The 16,474-nt window shown below is 43.3% G+C and carries 12 protein-coding genes; 9 read left to right on the top strand and 3 right to left on the bottom strand.

Annotation, left to right across the window (positions count from 1 at the left end):
* Positions 1-45 precede the first annotated feature (45 nt).
* The 9 genes from tssB to BDD26_RS14315 all read left to right on the top strand — a co-directional run bounded on the left by tssB (position 46) and on the right by BDD26_RS14315 (position 12,028).
* Positions 46-582 carry a type VI secretion system contractile sheath small subunit gene (gene tssB, locus BDD26_RS14355; RefSeq protein WP_038270255.1) on the top strand — a complete coding sequence of 179 codons (537 nt, stop codon included), beginning with the start codon at positions 46-48 and terminating at the stop codon, positions 580-582.
* A gap of 3 nt (positions 583-585) precedes the next feature.
* Positions 586-2,088 carry a type VI secretion system contractile sheath large subunit gene (gene tssC, locus BDD26_RS14350; RefSeq protein ID WP_038270257.1) on the top strand — a complete coding sequence of 501 codons (1,503 nt, stop codon included), beginning with the start codon at positions 586-588 and terminating at the stop codon, positions 2,086-2,088.
* Positions 2,089-2,243: 155 nt separating this feature from the next.
* The gene (locus tag BDD26_RS14345) at positions 2,244-2,723 is read left to right on the top strand and encodes an Hcp family type VI secretion system effector (RefSeq protein WP_038270260.1); all 480 of its coding nucleotides are present in this window, start codon (positions 2,244-2,246) and stop codon (positions 2,721-2,723) included.
* Positions 2,724-2,812: 89 nt separating this feature from the next.
* Positions 2,813-4,651 carry a type VI secretion system-associated FHA domain protein gene (locus tag BDD26_RS20290; protein WP_244922742.1) on the top strand — a complete coding sequence of 613 codons (1,839 nt, stop codon included), beginning with the start codon at positions 2,813-2,815 and terminating at the stop codon, positions 4,649-4,651.
* Between the two features lie 75 nt (positions 4,652-4,726).
* Positions 4,727-5,281: a type VI secretion system baseplate subunit TssE gene (tssE, locus tag BDD26_RS14335; RefSeq protein WP_038270266.1), complete on the top strand. Its 555-nt coding sequence runs from the start codon at positions 4,727-4,729 to the stop codon at positions 5,279-5,281.
* A gap of 26 nt (positions 5,282-5,307) precedes the next feature.
* Entirely contained in the window at positions 5,308-7,182 is a 1,875-nt protein-coding gene (gene tssF, locus BDD26_RS14330; protein ID WP_115826901.1) for a type VI secretion system baseplate subunit TssF, read from the top strand.
* Positions 7,183-7,201: 19 nt separating this feature from the next.
* Positions 7,202-8,248: a type VI secretion system baseplate subunit TssG gene (gene tssG / locus BDD26_RS14325; protein WP_211305477.1), complete on the top strand. Its 1,047-nt coding sequence runs from the start codon at positions 7,202-7,204 to the stop codon at positions 8,246-8,248.
* Positions 8,249-8,308: 60 nt separating this feature from the next.
* Entirely contained in the window at positions 8,309-10,948 is a 2,640-nt protein-coding gene (gene tssH / locus BDD26_RS14320; protein ID WP_115826900.1) for a type VI secretion system ATPase TssH, read from the top strand.
* A gap of 111 nt (positions 10,949-11,059) precedes the next feature.
* Positions 11,060-12,028: a serine/threonine protein kinase gene (locus BDD26_RS14315; protein WP_115826899.1), complete on the top strand. Its 969-nt coding sequence runs from the start codon at positions 11,060-11,062 to the stop codon at positions 12,026-12,028.
* Positions 12,029-12,131: 103 nt separating this feature from the next.
* Here the strand turns inward: BDD26_RS14315 and tyrR are convergent, their stop codons facing one another.
* The 3 genes from tyrR to BDD26_RS14300 all read right to left on the bottom strand — a co-directional run bounded on the left by tyrR (position 12,132) and on the right by BDD26_RS14300 (position 16,368).
* Positions 12,132-13,715 carry a transcriptional regulator TyrR gene (tyrR, locus tag BDD26_RS14310; RefSeq protein WP_115826898.1) on the bottom strand — a complete coding sequence of 528 codons (1,584 nt, stop codon included), beginning with the start codon at positions 13,713-13,715 and terminating at the stop codon, positions 12,132-12,134.
* 155 nt (positions 13,716-13,870) lie between these two features.
* Positions 13,871-14,974, bottom strand: a complete 1,104-nt coding sequence (locus BDD26_RS14305; RefSeq protein ID WP_115826897.1) for a YcjF family protein — start codon at positions 14,972-14,974, stop codon at positions 13,871-13,873.
* Entirely contained in the window at positions 14,971-16,368 is a 1,398-nt protein-coding gene (locus tag BDD26_RS14300) for a YcjX family GTP-binding protein (protein WP_038270276.1), read from the bottom strand. Before BDD26_RS14300 ends, BDD26_RS14305 begins: the two co-directional genes overlap by 4 nt.
* Between the last annotated feature and the right edge of the window lie 106 nt (positions 16,369-16,474).

The following is a 16,474-nucleotide window of genomic DNA, read 5'->3' as shown; positions in this document are numbered from 1 at the left end:
TTTATTTCTTAACTTACCTATTTAGCCAGCAATGGAGAAATTGTCATGAAATCCAGTGGACAAAAGTTTATAGCCCGAAATCGTGCTCCCCGAGTCCAGATTGAATACGATGTCGAGCTTTATGGCTCAGAAAAAGTTGTCCAATTACCATTTGTCATGGGCGTTATGGCTGATTTGGCAGGAAAACCCACAGAAGCCCTACCAGACGTTAGCGAGCGAAAATTTCTGGAAATTGACGTTGATAACTTTGACGAACGTATGAAGTCAATAAAGCCACGAGCTGCCTTTCAGGTTGATAACACCCTGACAGGTGATGGCAAACTGAATGTCGAATTAGTTTTTGAAAAAATGGAAGACTTTCAACCCGATGCTATCGCTAAAAAGGTAGAACCTTTAGCTCAACTGCTGGAAGCACGTACCCAACTGGCAAACCTACTGTCTTATATGGATGGTAAAAGTGGTGCAGAACAACTGATTGCTGAAATACTGCAAAACCCTGCTCTGCTGAAATCACTGGCGGAAGCGCCAAAACCTGAAGATAGCACTTCAGCTTCAGATGAAGGTGCTGAAGATAAGGAGTAATTGATGAGTACGACTGAACAAGAAAACCTGGCTCAACAAGAGCAGGCACCGAAAGAATATACAGTTGATGAATTAAGTGTATTGCTCGGTAAGGAATTCCGTCCGCAAAGTGATCAAACACGTGATGCCGTTGAAAATGCGGTAAAAACCCTGGCACAGCAGGCACTGGAAAATACCGTCACTATTTCTGGCGATACTTACCGTACTATTCAGTCATTGATTGCTGAAATTGATACCAAAATATCACAACAGATGAATCATATCCTGCATCATGATGAATTCCAGACACTGGAAGGCGCATGGCGTGGTCTGCATTATCTGGTTAATAACACAGAAACCGATGAGATGCTGAAAATCCGTGTGATGTGCCTTTCCAAAAAAGAACTAAGCAACACACTAAAACGTTTCAAAGGAGTCAGTTGGGACCAAAGCCCGCTCTTTAAGAAGATCTATGAAGCAGAATACGGTCAGTTTGGTGGTGAACCTTTCGGCTGTCTGGTAGGAGATTATTATTTTGACCACACCGCGCCGGATGTTGAACTTTTGCGTCAGCTGGCACAAATCGGTGCCGCAGCACACTGTCCATTTATTTCAGGAGCAGCCCCAAGTGTTATGCAAATGAAATCCTGGCAGGAGTTAGCGAACCCTCGTGATCTCACCAAGATTTTCCAAAATACGGAATACGCCCCCTGGCGTAGTTTACGCGAATCAGAAGACGTACGTTACATCGGATTAGCACTACCACGTTTTCTGTCCCGTTTACCTTATGGTGCTCTCACTAATCCCGTTGATAATTTCAATTTTGAGGAAAATACCGAAGGCCCCACCCATGAAAATTATACCTGGGCAAATGCCGCTTATGCCATGGCAGTCAATATCAACCGTTCCTTTAAACTGTACGGCTGGTGCACCTCTATTCGCGGTGTGGAATCTGGTGGAATTGTAGAAAATTTACCTTGCTATACTTTTCCCTCTGATGACGGCGGCGTGGATATGAAATGTCCTACCGAGATTGCCATCAGCGATCGTCGTGAGGCTGAATTAGCCAAAAATGGTTTTATTCCACTTCTGCACCGTAAGAATACCGATATGGCCGCCTTTATCGGTGCCCAATCGCTGCAAAAACCATCAGAATATTATGATCCTGACGCTACAGCAAATGCCAACCTCTCTGCTCGTCTGCCTTATTTATTTGCCTGCTGTCGTTTTGCTCATTACCTGAAATGTATTGTCCGCGACAAAATCGGGACTTTTCAGGAGCGTAGTGATATGGAACGTTGGCTGAATGAATGGATCACTCATTATGTTGACGGTGACCCGGTCAATTCATCACAGCTTACCAAGGCGAAGAAGCCACTGGCAGCCGCGGAAGTTCAGGTAGAAGAAATAGAGAGCAACCCGGGATATTATCAAGCTAAATTTTTCCTCCGCCCCCATTATCAATTGGAAGGACTAACCGTTTCTTTACGTCTGGTTTCAAAATTACCCTCATTAAAAGGAGCATGATACTAAAAAATTATTTTCTCTAAGCAAAATCAGAAATTATCCCGCACAGTGGGGCTTCCAGTAACAATACACATGCATTTCTAGACGTATATACGCACTCCAATATACATCCATTGGATTCAATCATCCTATTCAACTCTATTAAGGCAAAGATTATGTCTAACAACGCATTTATTACTTTTACTGATATTAAAGGTGAATCAGGTGACGATACCCATAAAGAATGGACAGCCGTCCATGTTTTTGAGTTGGGAATGACTAATGAAATTTCTACAAATACTCAGTCTAGCGGATTGAGTTCGGGTATAGTTAGCATTCCTGGTATTACTGTAGGGCTCTTCTTTGATAAATCATGTATAAGTTTGTCTAATTATCTGACGATAGGTAAACATATCAAAGAAGTTAAAATTGAAGTCATGCGACAAGGAGGTGAAAATGTACTTTGGCACACCATAGTCATGACAAACGTTATGGTAGCAAGCACATCGCTCGGATTTTCATTTGATCAATATATTTCTACTGTTAAGCTGGTCTTCCAATCACATAAAGAAAGCTATTATCCTCTGGACTTCACAGGCAAAAAAGGCGCTGAAGTCACCTATGGATGGGATTCTTTCGCTAATAAGCCACTCTAATTACATCATTGACCACCCCGATAACCTCCCTGAAACAGGGAGGTTATTTCTACTAATCTATCCTTATCAAAAAATAGGGATCTACGCTTATGCGATTCACCATTGTTAAAAACAGCGGTACAGATCAACCCACACAATTGAGTTATGACTTTTTGCCTCCGGGGGGAACTATCGGTCGCAGCAAAGACAATAACTGGATTTTGCCCGACAAAGAACAGGCTATTGCCCGGCTTCAGGCCATCATATCTATTTCTGCTGATGGTGAGTGTCGGATTACCAATCGTGGCTCTGCATCTGAATTGTTACTAAACACAATACCATTGGCTCCGGATCGTCAGGTTGAAATCCGTGATGGTGATGTATTGAATATTGGCGGCTATCAGATTCAGGCAGTTGATATCAATAAAAGTGCGCCTCCGCAGGCAACCACACGGGTTATCAATACAGGATCCCAATCGGCTACCAACTGTTCAGGCATTCCCAATGAAATCTGGGATGGTCTCGAACAAATTTTCACTACCCCCGATACGTTATCCTCCCTCAACAGACATCAGGCAACATCAGAGGGAAATGACAATAACCCACTGCTCAAACCCCAACAACAGGAAAACGATGAACGTAACCCCATTGATCCATTAGCACAAATTGAAAACACAACCGATCTGGAGACACTACAATTACGGGCGACAGATCCTGTGACTATGTTCCACTCAGATGCCCTCTTCCAACAGGAAGATATTCTGAATAACAATACGCCCACAACATTATTCCAGTACAATACCCAGGAAATTGAACATAGTGACGACAAAGAAAAAGAAATTGATCCACTGGCATTATTTTCTGACAACCCTATAAGACAGCAGAAACGCGTCAAAAATGACGATCCACTAAACTTAATGTTAGATAATGCCGTACCATTGACATCACCTGATAACCCGACAATTTCCGATCCTCAGTTTGCTCCTGTATCACAGCCCATATCTGCTCAGGATAAACAATCCATTGCTCAGCCACCTTATTTACCGCCACTCTTCACAACAGAAGAGATATCTAAGGAACTCAGTAAAGATTTAGCCAAAAGTCATACAGGTATAGAAGAAGCCAGAACAAAAGAAAATATTTTTCCGCCCTTTCCCCCTGCTCCTTCAAATGAATATCCTGATCATCAGACCAGCGCCAATCACCAGCCCTCAATTAAACACCAGGTGAATAACGCTAATAATTCCCTTCATATCACGCATGATAACCATGCTTATGAGCGGCTTGGTATTGATCCTATAAGCTATAGTTCCGATAACCATCAAACAGACGGGATCAAACTGGAGGGGAAATTACTGGCATCACTATTAGAGGGAATGGGACTCAAAAACCTTCACCAACCACAATTTGATGAATACCGCATGTATCAATTAGGTCTGTTTATCAGCCAGTTATCCCAAGGGATCGTCGCACTCAATGCTTCACGCACGATGCTGAAACGGGAAGCTGATGCGGATATGACTCAGATGCTATTGGATGCCAATAATCCATTTAAGCTATTACCTTCTGGTCAATCTGTTTTAGTACAGATGTTTGGTGATCATATGCCTGGATTTATGCCTGTTGAGCAGGCGACCCGCGATATTTTAATTGAATTGCAAGCACACCAATTAGGAATGATAGCAGGAGTACGTGCCATTACGAGAGATATCCTGCAACTATTCCATCCCGGAATTCTTGAGCAGAAAGCACGGGATGAAGGCGGCATGCCGCGTTTGTCTTTATCGTCAACCTACAAAACATCATTGTGGGAATTTCTCACCAAATACTATCAAAAAACAGCCAACGAATTTGAGCAAAATTCAGTTCTGTTTGGTGAAAACTTCCTGCAATCCTATGAAAAAGAGGTCAATAAATATAAAAGTTCTCAAAGCAAACTAAAAAAATAGGCAAATCAAAAATAGTTCATTGCCTCAGCAATCTTTCCCCTATTGCCCATTATCACTACGACCAATAGGTACTCCATGAATGACAATATAACTTTAATACATGGTGGTTATCATCGTCGGAGTAATGCCAAGCGTATCACTGCCAGAGACAGAATGCAGCCTTCCTTGCTGGATAGGCTCACTGATAACGACCCCGATAAGAAAAAAGAGGCAATCAGCAACTATCTGATATCACACAGTACATTACGACAAAATGTTCTGCGGGATTTACAGTGGTTGCTCAACAGCATCAACTGTGAATCCGAGCAAGCTCTTACCCTGTATCCGGAAATACGCCGTTCTGTTTATAACTTTGGGCTGGAACCTCTGGCGGGTAAACGCATGTCTGAAATAGAGTGGGGAGATATTCAACATAAAATCATTAAGGCTATACATGTGTTTGAACCACGCATTATTGCCGATGAACTTGAAGTGAATTGTGTTTCCGATACTGACTCTCTGAACCTATACAATACATTATCCATTGAGATTAAAGGTTTTTTGTGGTGTGTTCCCTGGCCACTCGAATTCCTGTTCCGTAGTGATATTGATCTGGAAAACGGTTATTTCACTATCAAAGAAGCAGGATAAAAACAGATACGAGAGGATACAGATACATGGATAGCAAACTTCTTGAATATTACAATCGTGAGCTAGTTTATTTACGTGAAATGGGCAAAGAATTTGCCGAACGTTATCCAAAAGTCGCCAACCGTCTGGGTATGCATGGTATTGATGTTGCTGACCCTTATGTTGAACGACTTATGGAAGGTTTTGCTTTTCTGACTTCCCGTATTCAGTTCAAAATGGATGCCGAATTTCCGAATTTTTCCCAGCAATTACTGGAGATGCTCTACCCTAATTATCTGGCTCCTACCCCATCAATGACAATCGTCGAACTCCAGCCTGATACCAGCAAAGGGGATATCAGCCATGGATTTTTAGTGCCACGCGGAACGCTCATGCACTGTCAGACATTGAAAAAAGATGGCATTACATTCCAGTACAGCACAGCACAAGACGTTATTTTGCAACCATTACATTTGCAAAAAGTTGAACTGGGTAAGCTCCCTGCCAACATTCCTCTGGCAACTTTAAATCTTCACCAATCCGGTGCTGTCAGTGCACTGCGCATTCATCTCTCCTGCAAAGGAAAATTTTTCCTCAACGAATTGGATCTCAATAAACTGGTATTCTTTCTTTCAGGGCCGGATATTCAATCCCAACAATTGTTAGAATTGCTCATGGAACATTGCGTCGGCATGGTATGTCAGACCCTTGGTGATACTCCCCAATATCAGGTTTTACCTGATATTTCTCCACATCATGAAGGGTTTGATGATGATCAGTCGTTGTTACCTAACGATCCGCGTACTTTCAGTGGCTATCGTCAGATCCAGGAATATTTCGCTTTTCCGGTACGTTTTCAATTTTTCAGCATTAGTGGCATGCAATCTCTGTTGGAAAAAACGCAAAAAGAGAGTGAGTTTGAACTGATCCTGCTTTTGGACAAAATAGACACGGATTTGGAGCATCTGGTTGATTCCTCTTATTTAGCCCTCAATAGTACACCCGTAATTAATTTATTCCCTAAGTTGACTGAACGTGTCACGGTAGAAGAAAGTACAAATGAGTATCATTTAGTTGTCGATAATATCCGGCCTCTGGATTATGAAATCTTTTCTGTAAAACATCTGCATGGTGCAGATATTAAACACAGAGAAACACGAATTTTCAGACCTTTCTGGTCTACTTTCAGTGATGATAAAGGCAATTACGGTGCCTATTTTTCTGTGCGCCGTGATCCCCGTATTTTATCTGAACATGCGCATCATTACGGCACCCGAACCAGTTATGTCGGTACAGAATCCTTTGTTTCTATTGTTGATGAACAACATTCCCCTTGGCCGAATGAACTCAAGTTCCTGACTGCCGATGTCATGTGCACCAACCGTGACTTATCTGCAATGTTGCGTCAACAAGATCTTGATAGCTTCGTTATGCTGGATTCTATCCCCATCAACCAGATTGTGTTTCTTAAAAGACCAACCATACCACGCCCGGCTTTAGCACAAGGCTCAATATCCTGGAAATTAATCAGTCACCTCCAGCTCAACTATCTAAATTTTATGGATAAAAATGATGAGCAAGGAACTCAGGCATTACGGCAATTACTCAGTCTGTATGCCAACCTTTCAGAGCCAGCTATCGCCCGTCAGATTAATGGTATTCGCCATTGTTCATTAAAAACAATTTGTCGTAGGGTTCCTGAACCCGGCCCGATCGTTTTTGCCCGTGGAGTCAGCATTGAACTGGAAGTGGATGAGCAGGAATTTGCCGGAAACAGCCCCTGGTTACTGGGAAGTGTTCTGGAAAAATTATTCTCACGTCTGGTCACCATGAACTCTTTTACTGAAATGACGCTCTATAGTCAGCAACGTGGCAGGATCGGTTTTTGGCCGGCCCGGATGGGAAAAAAGAAGCTGATATAGCCAGTACTTACAGATAAAAATGAATATGAGAGAAACAAGTGCCGTTTCCATACATCGCATATGTTACCTGCCGGACAATTTTTGGCAGCAGCTAACCCAGACACCGTGGCAATTCGATCTATTTCAGACCCTGCGCCGAATAGACGCCCAGTCCGGGGAGTATTATATGCTGGGTTCAGCCCCATTGCCGCGATACGACCTGCTGCGGTTAGGTCAAAAAGCATCTATGATATTCGCGCCATCTACCATTGCTGAAGCCAGAAAACGCGAAAACTCAAAACTGTATGACATACTGATTTACAGTTTTGGCTTGTTCGGCCCGAATGGGCCATTGCCGCTCCATATCACCGAATATACTTATGCGCGACAATATAACTATCAAGACCCAACACTGAACGCATTTGCCAATTTATTTCACCATCGGCTAATACTGCTGTTCTATCGTGCCTGGGCTAATTCCCAATCAACAGTGTCGCTTGACCGTCAGGATAACCAACGCTTCTGTCATTATCTCGCCTGTCTGGTTGGTATGGGGTTACCTGCTCAACAACAATCAGATTCAATTAGTGAACACGCCCGCTATTCGTTATCAGGCCATTTATCCCGGCAGGGGCATAGCGCAGAAGGGTTGGCGAAAATATTATTTAGTTACTTCAATATTCCATTAAAAGTTATACAAAATATTCCCCAATGGCTGAAAATTGAAACTCAGGATCAGGCGCGGTTAAAAGCCGGACGCAATATGCCTCGTTTAGGCGAATCGGCCTTTTTGGGAACAACATTATATGATGTTCAATATAAATTCCGCCTTGAACTCGGCCCGTTAACCCTGGCTGAGTATGAAGCGTTTTTACCAAACCAACCAAAATCACTACAGCTACGTGATTGGGTACATCAATATTTCGGGATCGAATACGCATGGGATATCCGCCTGATACTTGATCGGGCCGATATAAAAGGTATTCACCTGTCAGCACCAGTAAAATTAGGATTAAACAGCTGGCTTGGCAACATTGAACAGAAATCCCACTGTGGTGACTTAATCTATAATCCAGAATTTCACTGAACAACAATGTAATCACTCTCTACAAAACACGATCAACGATAACATCACGGATTACACGCTATGTCAGAAATCAGCCGCTCCGTACTATTTGGTAAGCTTAACCGCACATTATTCACATCGTTAGAAAGTGCCACTGCTTTTTGCAAGCTGCGTGGTAACCCTTATGTTGAGTTAGTGCATTGGCTACACCAAATCATGCAGCAACAAAACTGTGATTTACAGAAACTCCTCCATCACTTCAATCTGGATGAATCTGCGTTGACCAAAGACATTGTTACAGCGCTGGATCGTCTGCCTCGTGGTGCCAGCGCCATTTCTGACCTCTCAGAACATATTGACAGTGCCGTTGAACGGGCCTGGGTTTACGGTTCGCTGAAATTCGGTGTTGATCAAATTCGCAGTGCCCATTTACTGATAGGCATATTGAAAACTTTCAATCTACGCAATGCCCTGAAAGCCATTTCTCCCCTGTTTGATCGCATTAATACAGATGTCCTGATCGATAATTTTCACGCAATATTCGATGGCAGTGATGAAGCCCAGGAGATCACAGCATCATCAACCGGTACACAAGGGGCAACAACACAAACTGCAACAGGCTCAGCACTACAGCAATATGGTCAGGAATTGACGGCGCGGGCCCGTAATGGTGAGATTGACCCGGTGTCTGGGCGTGATGAAGAAATCCGCCAGATCATTGATATCCTGATGCGCCGCCGTCAAAATAACCCATTACTGACAGGTGAAGCTGGTGTCGGTAAAACTGCGGTAATTGAAGGATTAGCACTGAGAATTGCCGCAGATGAAGTTCCTCCTCCTTTACGGAATGTTCAGCTTTGGTTGTTGGATATTGGCATGTTACAAGCAGGGGCAGGTGTTAAAGGCGAATTCGAATCCCGTCTGCGAAAAGTAATTGAAGAAGTGCAGTCCAGTCCAACCCCCATTATTTTGTTTATTGATGAAATCCATACTTTGATTGGTGCCGGTGGGCAGCAAGGAACAGGAGATGCTGCCAACTTATTAAAACCAGCCTTAGCGAGAGGTCAATTACGTACGCTTGGGGCTACAACCTGGTCAGAATACAAAAAATATATCGAAAAAGATCCTGCCTTGACCCGTCGTTTTCAGGTTGTTCAGGTTCATGAACCTGACGAAACCAAAGCTCTGATAATGCTACGTAGTCTGGTCAATACACTGGAAAAACACCACCGTATTCTTTTATTAGATGAGGCAGTCGAAGCAGCGGTGCATCTCTCCCACCGCTACATCCCTGCCCGTCAGTTACCGGATAAAGCCATCGCATTACTGGACACAGCCTGTGCCAGAGTTGCTGTCAGCCAGCATGCAGAACCTCCTCAGCTAGAAAACTGCCGTCATCAGATAGATGCACTGAATGTTGAGCTGGAGATTGTGGCGCGAGAAGCAAAAGTAGGTATGGGTGACTCTCAGCGAACAGAAAATATCCTCAATCAGCTCACCACTCTGGCAGAACAAAAAGAGCAGCTAGAGGCACGCTGGCAACAAGAACTTTCCCTGACAGAGAAAATTATTCAATTACGCATCCAGTTGAATGAAGACCAGAATGATGATTCCGCTCTTCTCCGTACTGAATTAACTGATCTGCAACAACAATTGAAAACTTTACAGGGGGAAGAGCCTCTCATTTTTGCGGCAGTAGACAGTAACGTTGTTTCCGCTGTTGTGTCAGATTGGACCGGCATTCCTCTAAGCCGCATGATGAAAGATGAAATCGAAGCCGTATTGCAGTTGGCTGATACACTCAGTCAGCGGGTGATTGGTCAGTACCACGCATTGGAAATAATCGCAAAACGGGTACGTACTTCACGGGCGAAATTAGATGATCCCAATAAACCGGTTGGAGTTTTTCTATTATGTGGCCCTTCTGGTGTGGGTAAAACGGAAACAGCACTCGCTCTGGCTGAAACATTATATGGTGGCGAGCAAAATCTCATTACCATCAATATGAGCGAATTTCAGGAAGCACACACCGTATCAACATTGAAGGGAGCACCTCCCGGCTATGTTGGCTATGGTGAAGGCGGTGTATTAACCGAAGCTGTTCGCCGCCGTCCTTACAGTGTTGTATTGCTGGATGAAATCGAAAAAGCACATCCTGATGTTCATGAGATTTTCTTTCAGGTATTCGACAAAGGCTGGATGGAAGATGGTGAAGGCCGACACATTGATTTTCGTAATACCATTATTATCCTGACATCCAATGTGGGAGCCGATTTAGTCAGTTCATTATGCCGCCAGCATGCCCAACAAGATAATAGCGTACCGGAGCCGGAACAGCTCAGCTCTGCATTACGTAAGCCATTATTAGACACATTCCCTGCGGCTTTATTGGGACGTTTGTTGGTTATTCCCTACTATTCATTGAATGACGAAGTGATGACTAATATTGTCCATTTACAATTAGGGAGAATTCAAAAACGTTTACTGGAAAACCATGGCATTGCTGCAACATTTGATGACGCTATGATTGAAAATATTGTCAGTCGTTGTACTGAGGTTGAATCAGGTGGTCGTACGGTTGATGCTATCTTGACTAACACCATATTGCCACAAATCAGTCAACGGCTGCTCTCTGCCAGCGCTCAGGATGAACAATATAACCGATTACAAGTGTCACTCGAACAAGGGGAACTTGAGTTCCAGTTTTCGAATGATAATTGATAGATCCTGCGTAACATCGTGTATACACCCTATGGATTTCAAGAGGCAGCCAGCAAAGAGATAACTTGAAAAGTAAAGAGGACAAAACAAAGGTTCAAGAGGCCATCTCCGATGCAGAATTCCTACTATAACTATTTTAATAACAGATACCCATCATTGCAGGCATTACCTACTGGATACTGCTTCAATGAATTTGAAATTGAGAAAATTGTAGGTAAAGGTGGATTTGGCATCGTATATAAGGCTTGGGATCACCGTAAAAAATGTGCTGTTGCCATTAAAGAATATCTGCCATCGGCAGTTGTGATCCGTCGCAATGATTTGAAATTAAACCTGCGTTGCTCAAGTCTGCAAAAGAGATTCAAAATCGGTCTTCACAGTTTTATGCGTGAAGCCCATATAATGTCTTGCTTTAATCATCCATGTCTGCCCCGTTTCTTGCGTTTTTGGCAACAAAATGGCACGGCTTATATTGCCACTCCGTTTTACAGGGGCATAACACTAAAACTGTTGCAGCTAAAACACCCAAAGATCATTACACAGAACTGGCTGTGTCGTATTTTGTTTCCCTTGTTTAATGCGCTCAATACGCTTCATCAGGCAGGTTATCTGCACTGCGATATTTCTCTCGATAATATTTTAATTCAGAACAAACAGTTACCAATACTGCTTGATTTGGGATCGGCCCGAAAAACAACAGAACATTTGTCTGATAATGAAGAAATCACTGTCAGGCCTGGTTTCACGCCTTGTGAACAATACACCATCAATGGAGAAGGACAGCAAGGCCCCTGGACTGATATCTATGCCTTAGGGGCTGTATTGCATACTTTGATTGTCGGGAAACCACCACCCGTCAGCATTGTGCGCAATATTGAAGATCGTTATCAACCTTTAACCAAACGGTGCCCTACAGGTTATTCCTTATCATTTCTGCATGTAATTGATTGTATGCTGGCAATAAAAGTGTCAGACCGCCCGTCCACGATTTCAAAATTAGCAGCGATGATAAAACCCTCTATCATCCAAGACGGTCAAACTCCCGCATCCCATCTCCCATTCCTTTATCAGATCTCCTGACATGTCTGCCTTCAGGAGATCTGAGCCAGGAATAACAACCGAAAATTCATCTCCTGAAAAACATTATCCCTCGGAAAAAACCTGTCGTTTGCACAAACAGGCATTATTCATCATTCGAATCCGATTCAATTGTCTGTTTTTTTCCACTCAATCCATATTCACGCAGTTTATTGGCAATCGCGGTATGAGAAACACCAAGTCGTTTTGCCAACTTGCGGGTACTAGGATAGTGGCGATAAAGGCGGGTCAAGACAGAGCGTTCAAAACGCTTACTGATTTCATCTAAAGAGCCAACCAAAATGTCTTCATTGATAAGGGCGGTTTCTGTTTCTAATTCCGGTAACTGAATATCTTGTGGACTTAACTGGTTCCCTTCAAGCTGCGTTAATGCCCGGTAGATGGCATTACGCAATTGCCTCACATTTCCGGGCCAATAATAGCTACACAAGAATTGTTCCAGATCAGGTGAGAATTTGGGTTTTTCTACACCCTGCTCTTTAGCAAAACGGGTTACAAAATAATCCGTCAATGGAATGATATCAGCCTGACACTCCCGTAAAGGTGGCAATGCGATTGTTAATACATTGAGCCGATAGTAGAGATCTTCCCTGAATTCCCCTTTTTGCACCAACTCAACCAAATTCTTCTGAGTAGCACAGATGATCCTGACATTCACTTTAACTTCGTTATCCTCCCCAACACGACGAAATGTTCCATCATTGAGGAAACGGAGTAATTTGATCTGCATCTGTGGCGACATTTCACCAATTTCATCTAACAGAACCGTGCCACCATTCGCCTGCTCAAAAAAGCCTTTTTTACCTTCCAGTGCATTCGGATACGCACCTGCTGCATAGCCAAACAGTTCACTTTCTACTACGTCATCCGGCATAGATGCACAATTTAGTCCAAGAAAAGGTTGTTTTCCTCTTGAACTTCTCAGATGACACGCTTTGGCAAATTCATCTTTCCCTGTTCCTGTATCACCAATAAGCAACAAAGGCAGATCCAACATAGCCATTTTACGGGCCTGTTCAACGACATGAACCATCTTTGGACTGACAGCAACAATATCCTTAAAGGCCTGATCGTCATTCACTGTCAATTTTTTCTGCACAGGTTCCGCATAAACGGATGCACGCAGCATAATCACCGCTCCCACACATTTAACTTTCTGATTTTCATCAGTCAGTTGCATAGGCGTAATATCCATCAAATAGAATTTTCCTTTGATAGTTAACGTTGTCGAATGAGGCTGATGATGATCGCTTTCCAACCAACGGAGGAAATTGTAATTACTGATAAGCTGGCTGATATTTTTAGGGTGGATTTTTTCTTTGTTAATGCCAAACAATGTCTGGGATGCCAGGTTAGTCAAATCAATATTTCCTTTCATATCAATGGACAAGATAGGCTCAGGCACAGACTCCAGTAATGTCCACATAGCCCTGTGCTCTTTTTCTGACGGCATAAAAGCCACTGTCCTGACATCTATCACACCATTAATCCGGCGGATTTCTGCCATCAGCAAGCGAAAGGTATTGAAATCAATTTGAGTAAAACTAAGGTAAATACGACGTTCAGGAGAGATCTCAATTCCTTTCAGGTCAATATTTCTTAAAACCAATAAATCAAGTAACTCGCGAGTCAGCCCAATTCGATCCTGACAAGTAACTTCCAATCGCATTTATTCCGACCTTATTTACATGATGTTCATAACCGACTGAAATATTACTCGTTACTGTGCAATAGATGAAGCCCCTTGTCAGCTAAAGTTGACAATAAAGCAAAGTGTCAAATTTAAATGACAGCCGCTTCTATTTGGTTATGGTTTCTAGTTGGTTACAGTCCTGTTTTTTTGGCTTCACTCTTGGACTTAGTCGCCAACGTACTTTTAAGCTGGTTAATTAGCTGATAACGGAAATCTCCCAACTTGGGTTTATCGTCATCAATCCAGGGTAAAGGACGACATAGCTCCATTGCTTTAATTCCCAGACGAGCTGTAAGCAACCCCGCGCCAATACCCTGCGCAGCACGGGCTGAAAGCCGGGCAGCGATATCCTGCGATAACCAATCCATCCCCACTTCTCTGACCAAATCTGACGCACCTGCAAAGGCAATATTCAGCAATACCAGCCGAAACAAACGAATACGGCTGAAATACCCCAATTCAATTCCATATATTGCTGCAATCCGGTTAATAAGACGAATATTTCGCCATGCAATGAAAGCCATATCCACCACAGCAAGTGGGCTGACAGCGATCATCAGTGCAGATTCTGCTGCTGAACGACGGATCTCTTTTTTGGCCTGCTCATCCAGAACAGGTTGAACCAGCTTGCTGTATAACATGACTATCTCACGATCATTGTGAGTTTCATGCACAGCAGCCTGCCAACGTTGTAAAGCAGGATGTTGTTGCCCTATACCCGCCTGTTCTGCCAGTTTCTTACAAAAATGGCGTCCTCTGCTAATGCCATGACTTTGTAACAATGTTTTGGCGATATCACGTTCTTCTGTCCGCTGGCGTAAATGATAAAGACGACGCCATTCGCTGATTACACCACCTGTTCCCGCAAAGATAATCAGACTACCTGCGGCAGCTACACCCAATGCAATCCAATCCTGTTGTTGCCATGACTGATATATCCATTGAATAAACTGAGCGATAACACTGACACCCAATAACAGTACTGCGCCGGAAAAAACGTTTCTCCACAAGCTGCGCTTAGGCTTCAGTGCTGCATTAACTGCTCCTTCAAATTCACTCTCCTGCTCCTCAGCATTCAATTCAGGCATAACCGGATAAAATTCGTTCTCCCGCTCATTGAATTTTTTTTGGGATTTCAGTGAAGGTTCTGATGATGCTGATAAAAGATCATCAAAATCCACTCTTGGTTTTAAGGAGCCAGATCCCTTTGGTTCCGTCTTCAAAGAGTCTGTCATGTCAGTTTATCTCCTAATAAAAACTCCATCGCACTGTCCATGCGGATATGCGGTAACGGCTCATCAATATTAACTTGCCTTGGCCGAAATGATTCGAAATTGAAACCCTGCTTTTGCCAAAAAACATTGTCAGGCAAACGCTGTGGCACTTCTCCCGGAAAAAATGTCAATAACTTATCATCTGACAAACGGTTTCCCTTGATAGCCGGGATCTTTTCTCCCTCATGCACCACAATACCACTTTCAGTTGCCTGAACAGACGCAAGGCCGACACAATCCATACTGATCCCTTCAAATGAAGCATTCTGCCATGCTTCCTGTACAAGTTGCTGGAGAAGGGAAACAAGATTGGCATGTTGCTCCGCTGTGACATGATCCGCTTTGCTCGCCGCAAACATTAACTTGTCAATGCAAGGAGAAAATAAACGGCGAAATAGCGTCCGCTTGCCATAATGAAAACTCTGCATTAGCTGTGTCAGCGCCAGACGCATATCGTTAAAAGCGTGTGGGCCACTGTTTAATGGCTGCAAACAGTCAACCAGAACAATTTGCCTGTCAAAACGAAGGAAGTGCTCTTTATAAAAATCTTTTACGATGTGATTGCAGTAATACGTAAACCGTTCACGCAGCATACCAATATTGGTATTTTTATCCGCTTTAAGTAGTTGAGACTCTCCGATTCGATCAATATCCGGCCAGGGAAAAAATTGCAGTGCAGGCGCTCCCGTCAAATCTCCCGGTAAGATAAAACGCCCCGGCTGAATGAAATGTAGCCCCTGTGTTTTACACTGGTGTAAATAATCCGTATAAGCCTGCGCAATTCTGGCCAACAAATTTTCATCCGCAGGCGCTAATGGATCACACTGTTTACATAATGCCAGCCACGGTTCGGCCCAGCTTAACCTTTCACCTTTCAATAATCCGTTCATCTGCCGTGACCATGCCAGATAACTCTGTTCCAGCATAGGTAAATCCAATAACCACTCTCCCGGATAATCGACAATTTCCAGATAAAGAGTGGAGGTCTCTTTGAGATAACGAAATAAAGAATCTTCTGAACGATAACGCAGAGCAAGACGGATTTCACTTACTCCCCGGGTCGGAATTGGCCAACAAGGCGGTGTGTTATGCAGCGCAGCAATATTTTCATCATAGGCAAAACGGGGAACACCAAAATCCCGCTGTGGTACTCGTTTCACACCTAATAAACGGCCATCACGCACAGTTGAAAACAGCGGTAATCTGGCACCACTGTGAACATGCAGAAGCTGATTGACCAAAGAAGTAATAAATGCTGTTTTCCCACTACGGCTTAATCCTGTTACTGCCAGCCGTAAATGACGATCGATTCCACGATTAACAAGTGCCGTCAGTTCATTTTGCAATCGTTTCATGTTTCTCCTGAATTGGACACCATCACATTATTTATGCCTGCCATATTTCAATAAAAGACATTTCCAATGTCGTCCATTTTTATCATGTCTTGCTCATTATGGCTTG

The organism is Xenorhabdus cabanillasii (genome assembly GCF_003386665.1).
In the GTDB taxonomy this organism is placed as follows: Bacteria; Pseudomonadota; Gammaproteobacteria; order Enterobacterales; family Enterobacteriaceae; genus Xenorhabdus; species Xenorhabdus cabanillasii.
Note: the sequence above shows the minus strand (reverse complement) of the source record. Positions and strands in the feature narration are given on the sequence as shown.

Excerpts from the sequence above, each read along its gene's own strand:
- tssB (WP_038270255.1), top strand. The coding sequence starts at position 46 with ATGAAATCCAGTGGACAAAAGTTTATAGCCCGAAATCGTGCTCCCCGA.
- tssC (WP_038270257.1), top strand. The coding sequence starts at position 586 with ATGAGTACGACTGAACAAGAAAACCTGGCTCAACAAGAGCAGGCACCG.
- BDD26_RS14345 (WP_038270260.1), top strand. The coding sequence starts at position 2,244 with ATGTCTAACAACGCATTTATTACTTTTACTGATATTAAAGGTGAATCA.
- BDD26_RS20290 (WP_244922742.1), top strand. The coding sequence starts at position 2,813 with ATGCGATTCACCATTGTTAAAAACAGCGGTACAGATCAACCCACACAA.
- tssE (WP_038270266.1), top strand. The coding sequence starts at position 4,727 with ATGAATGACAATATAACTTTAATACATGGTGGTTATCATCGTCGGAGT.
- tssF (WP_115826901.1), top strand. The coding sequence starts at position 5,308 with ATGGATAGCAAACTTCTTGAATATTACAATCGTGAGCTAGTTTATTTA.
- tssG (WP_211305477.1), top strand. The coding sequence starts at position 7,202 with ATGAATATGAGAGAAACAAGTGCCGTTTCCATACATCGCATATGTTAC.
- tssH (WP_115826900.1), top strand. The coding sequence starts at position 8,309 with ATGTCAGAAATCAGCCGCTCCGTACTATTTGGTAAGCTTAACCGCACA.
- BDD26_RS14315 (WP_115826899.1), top strand. The coding sequence starts at position 11,060 with ATGCAGAATTCCTACTATAACTATTTTAATAACAGATACCCATCATTG.
- tyrR (WP_115826898.1), bottom strand. The coding sequence starts at position 13,715 with ATGCGATTGGAAGTTACTTGTCAGGATCGAATTGGGCTGACTCGCGAG.
- BDD26_RS14305 (WP_115826897.1), bottom strand. The coding sequence starts at position 14,974 with ATGACAGACTCTTTGAAGACGGAACCAAAGGGATCTGGCTCCTTAAAA.
- BDD26_RS14300 (WP_038270276.1), bottom strand. The coding sequence starts at position 16,368 with ATGAAACGATTGCAAAATGAACTGACGGCACTTGTTAATCGTGGAATC.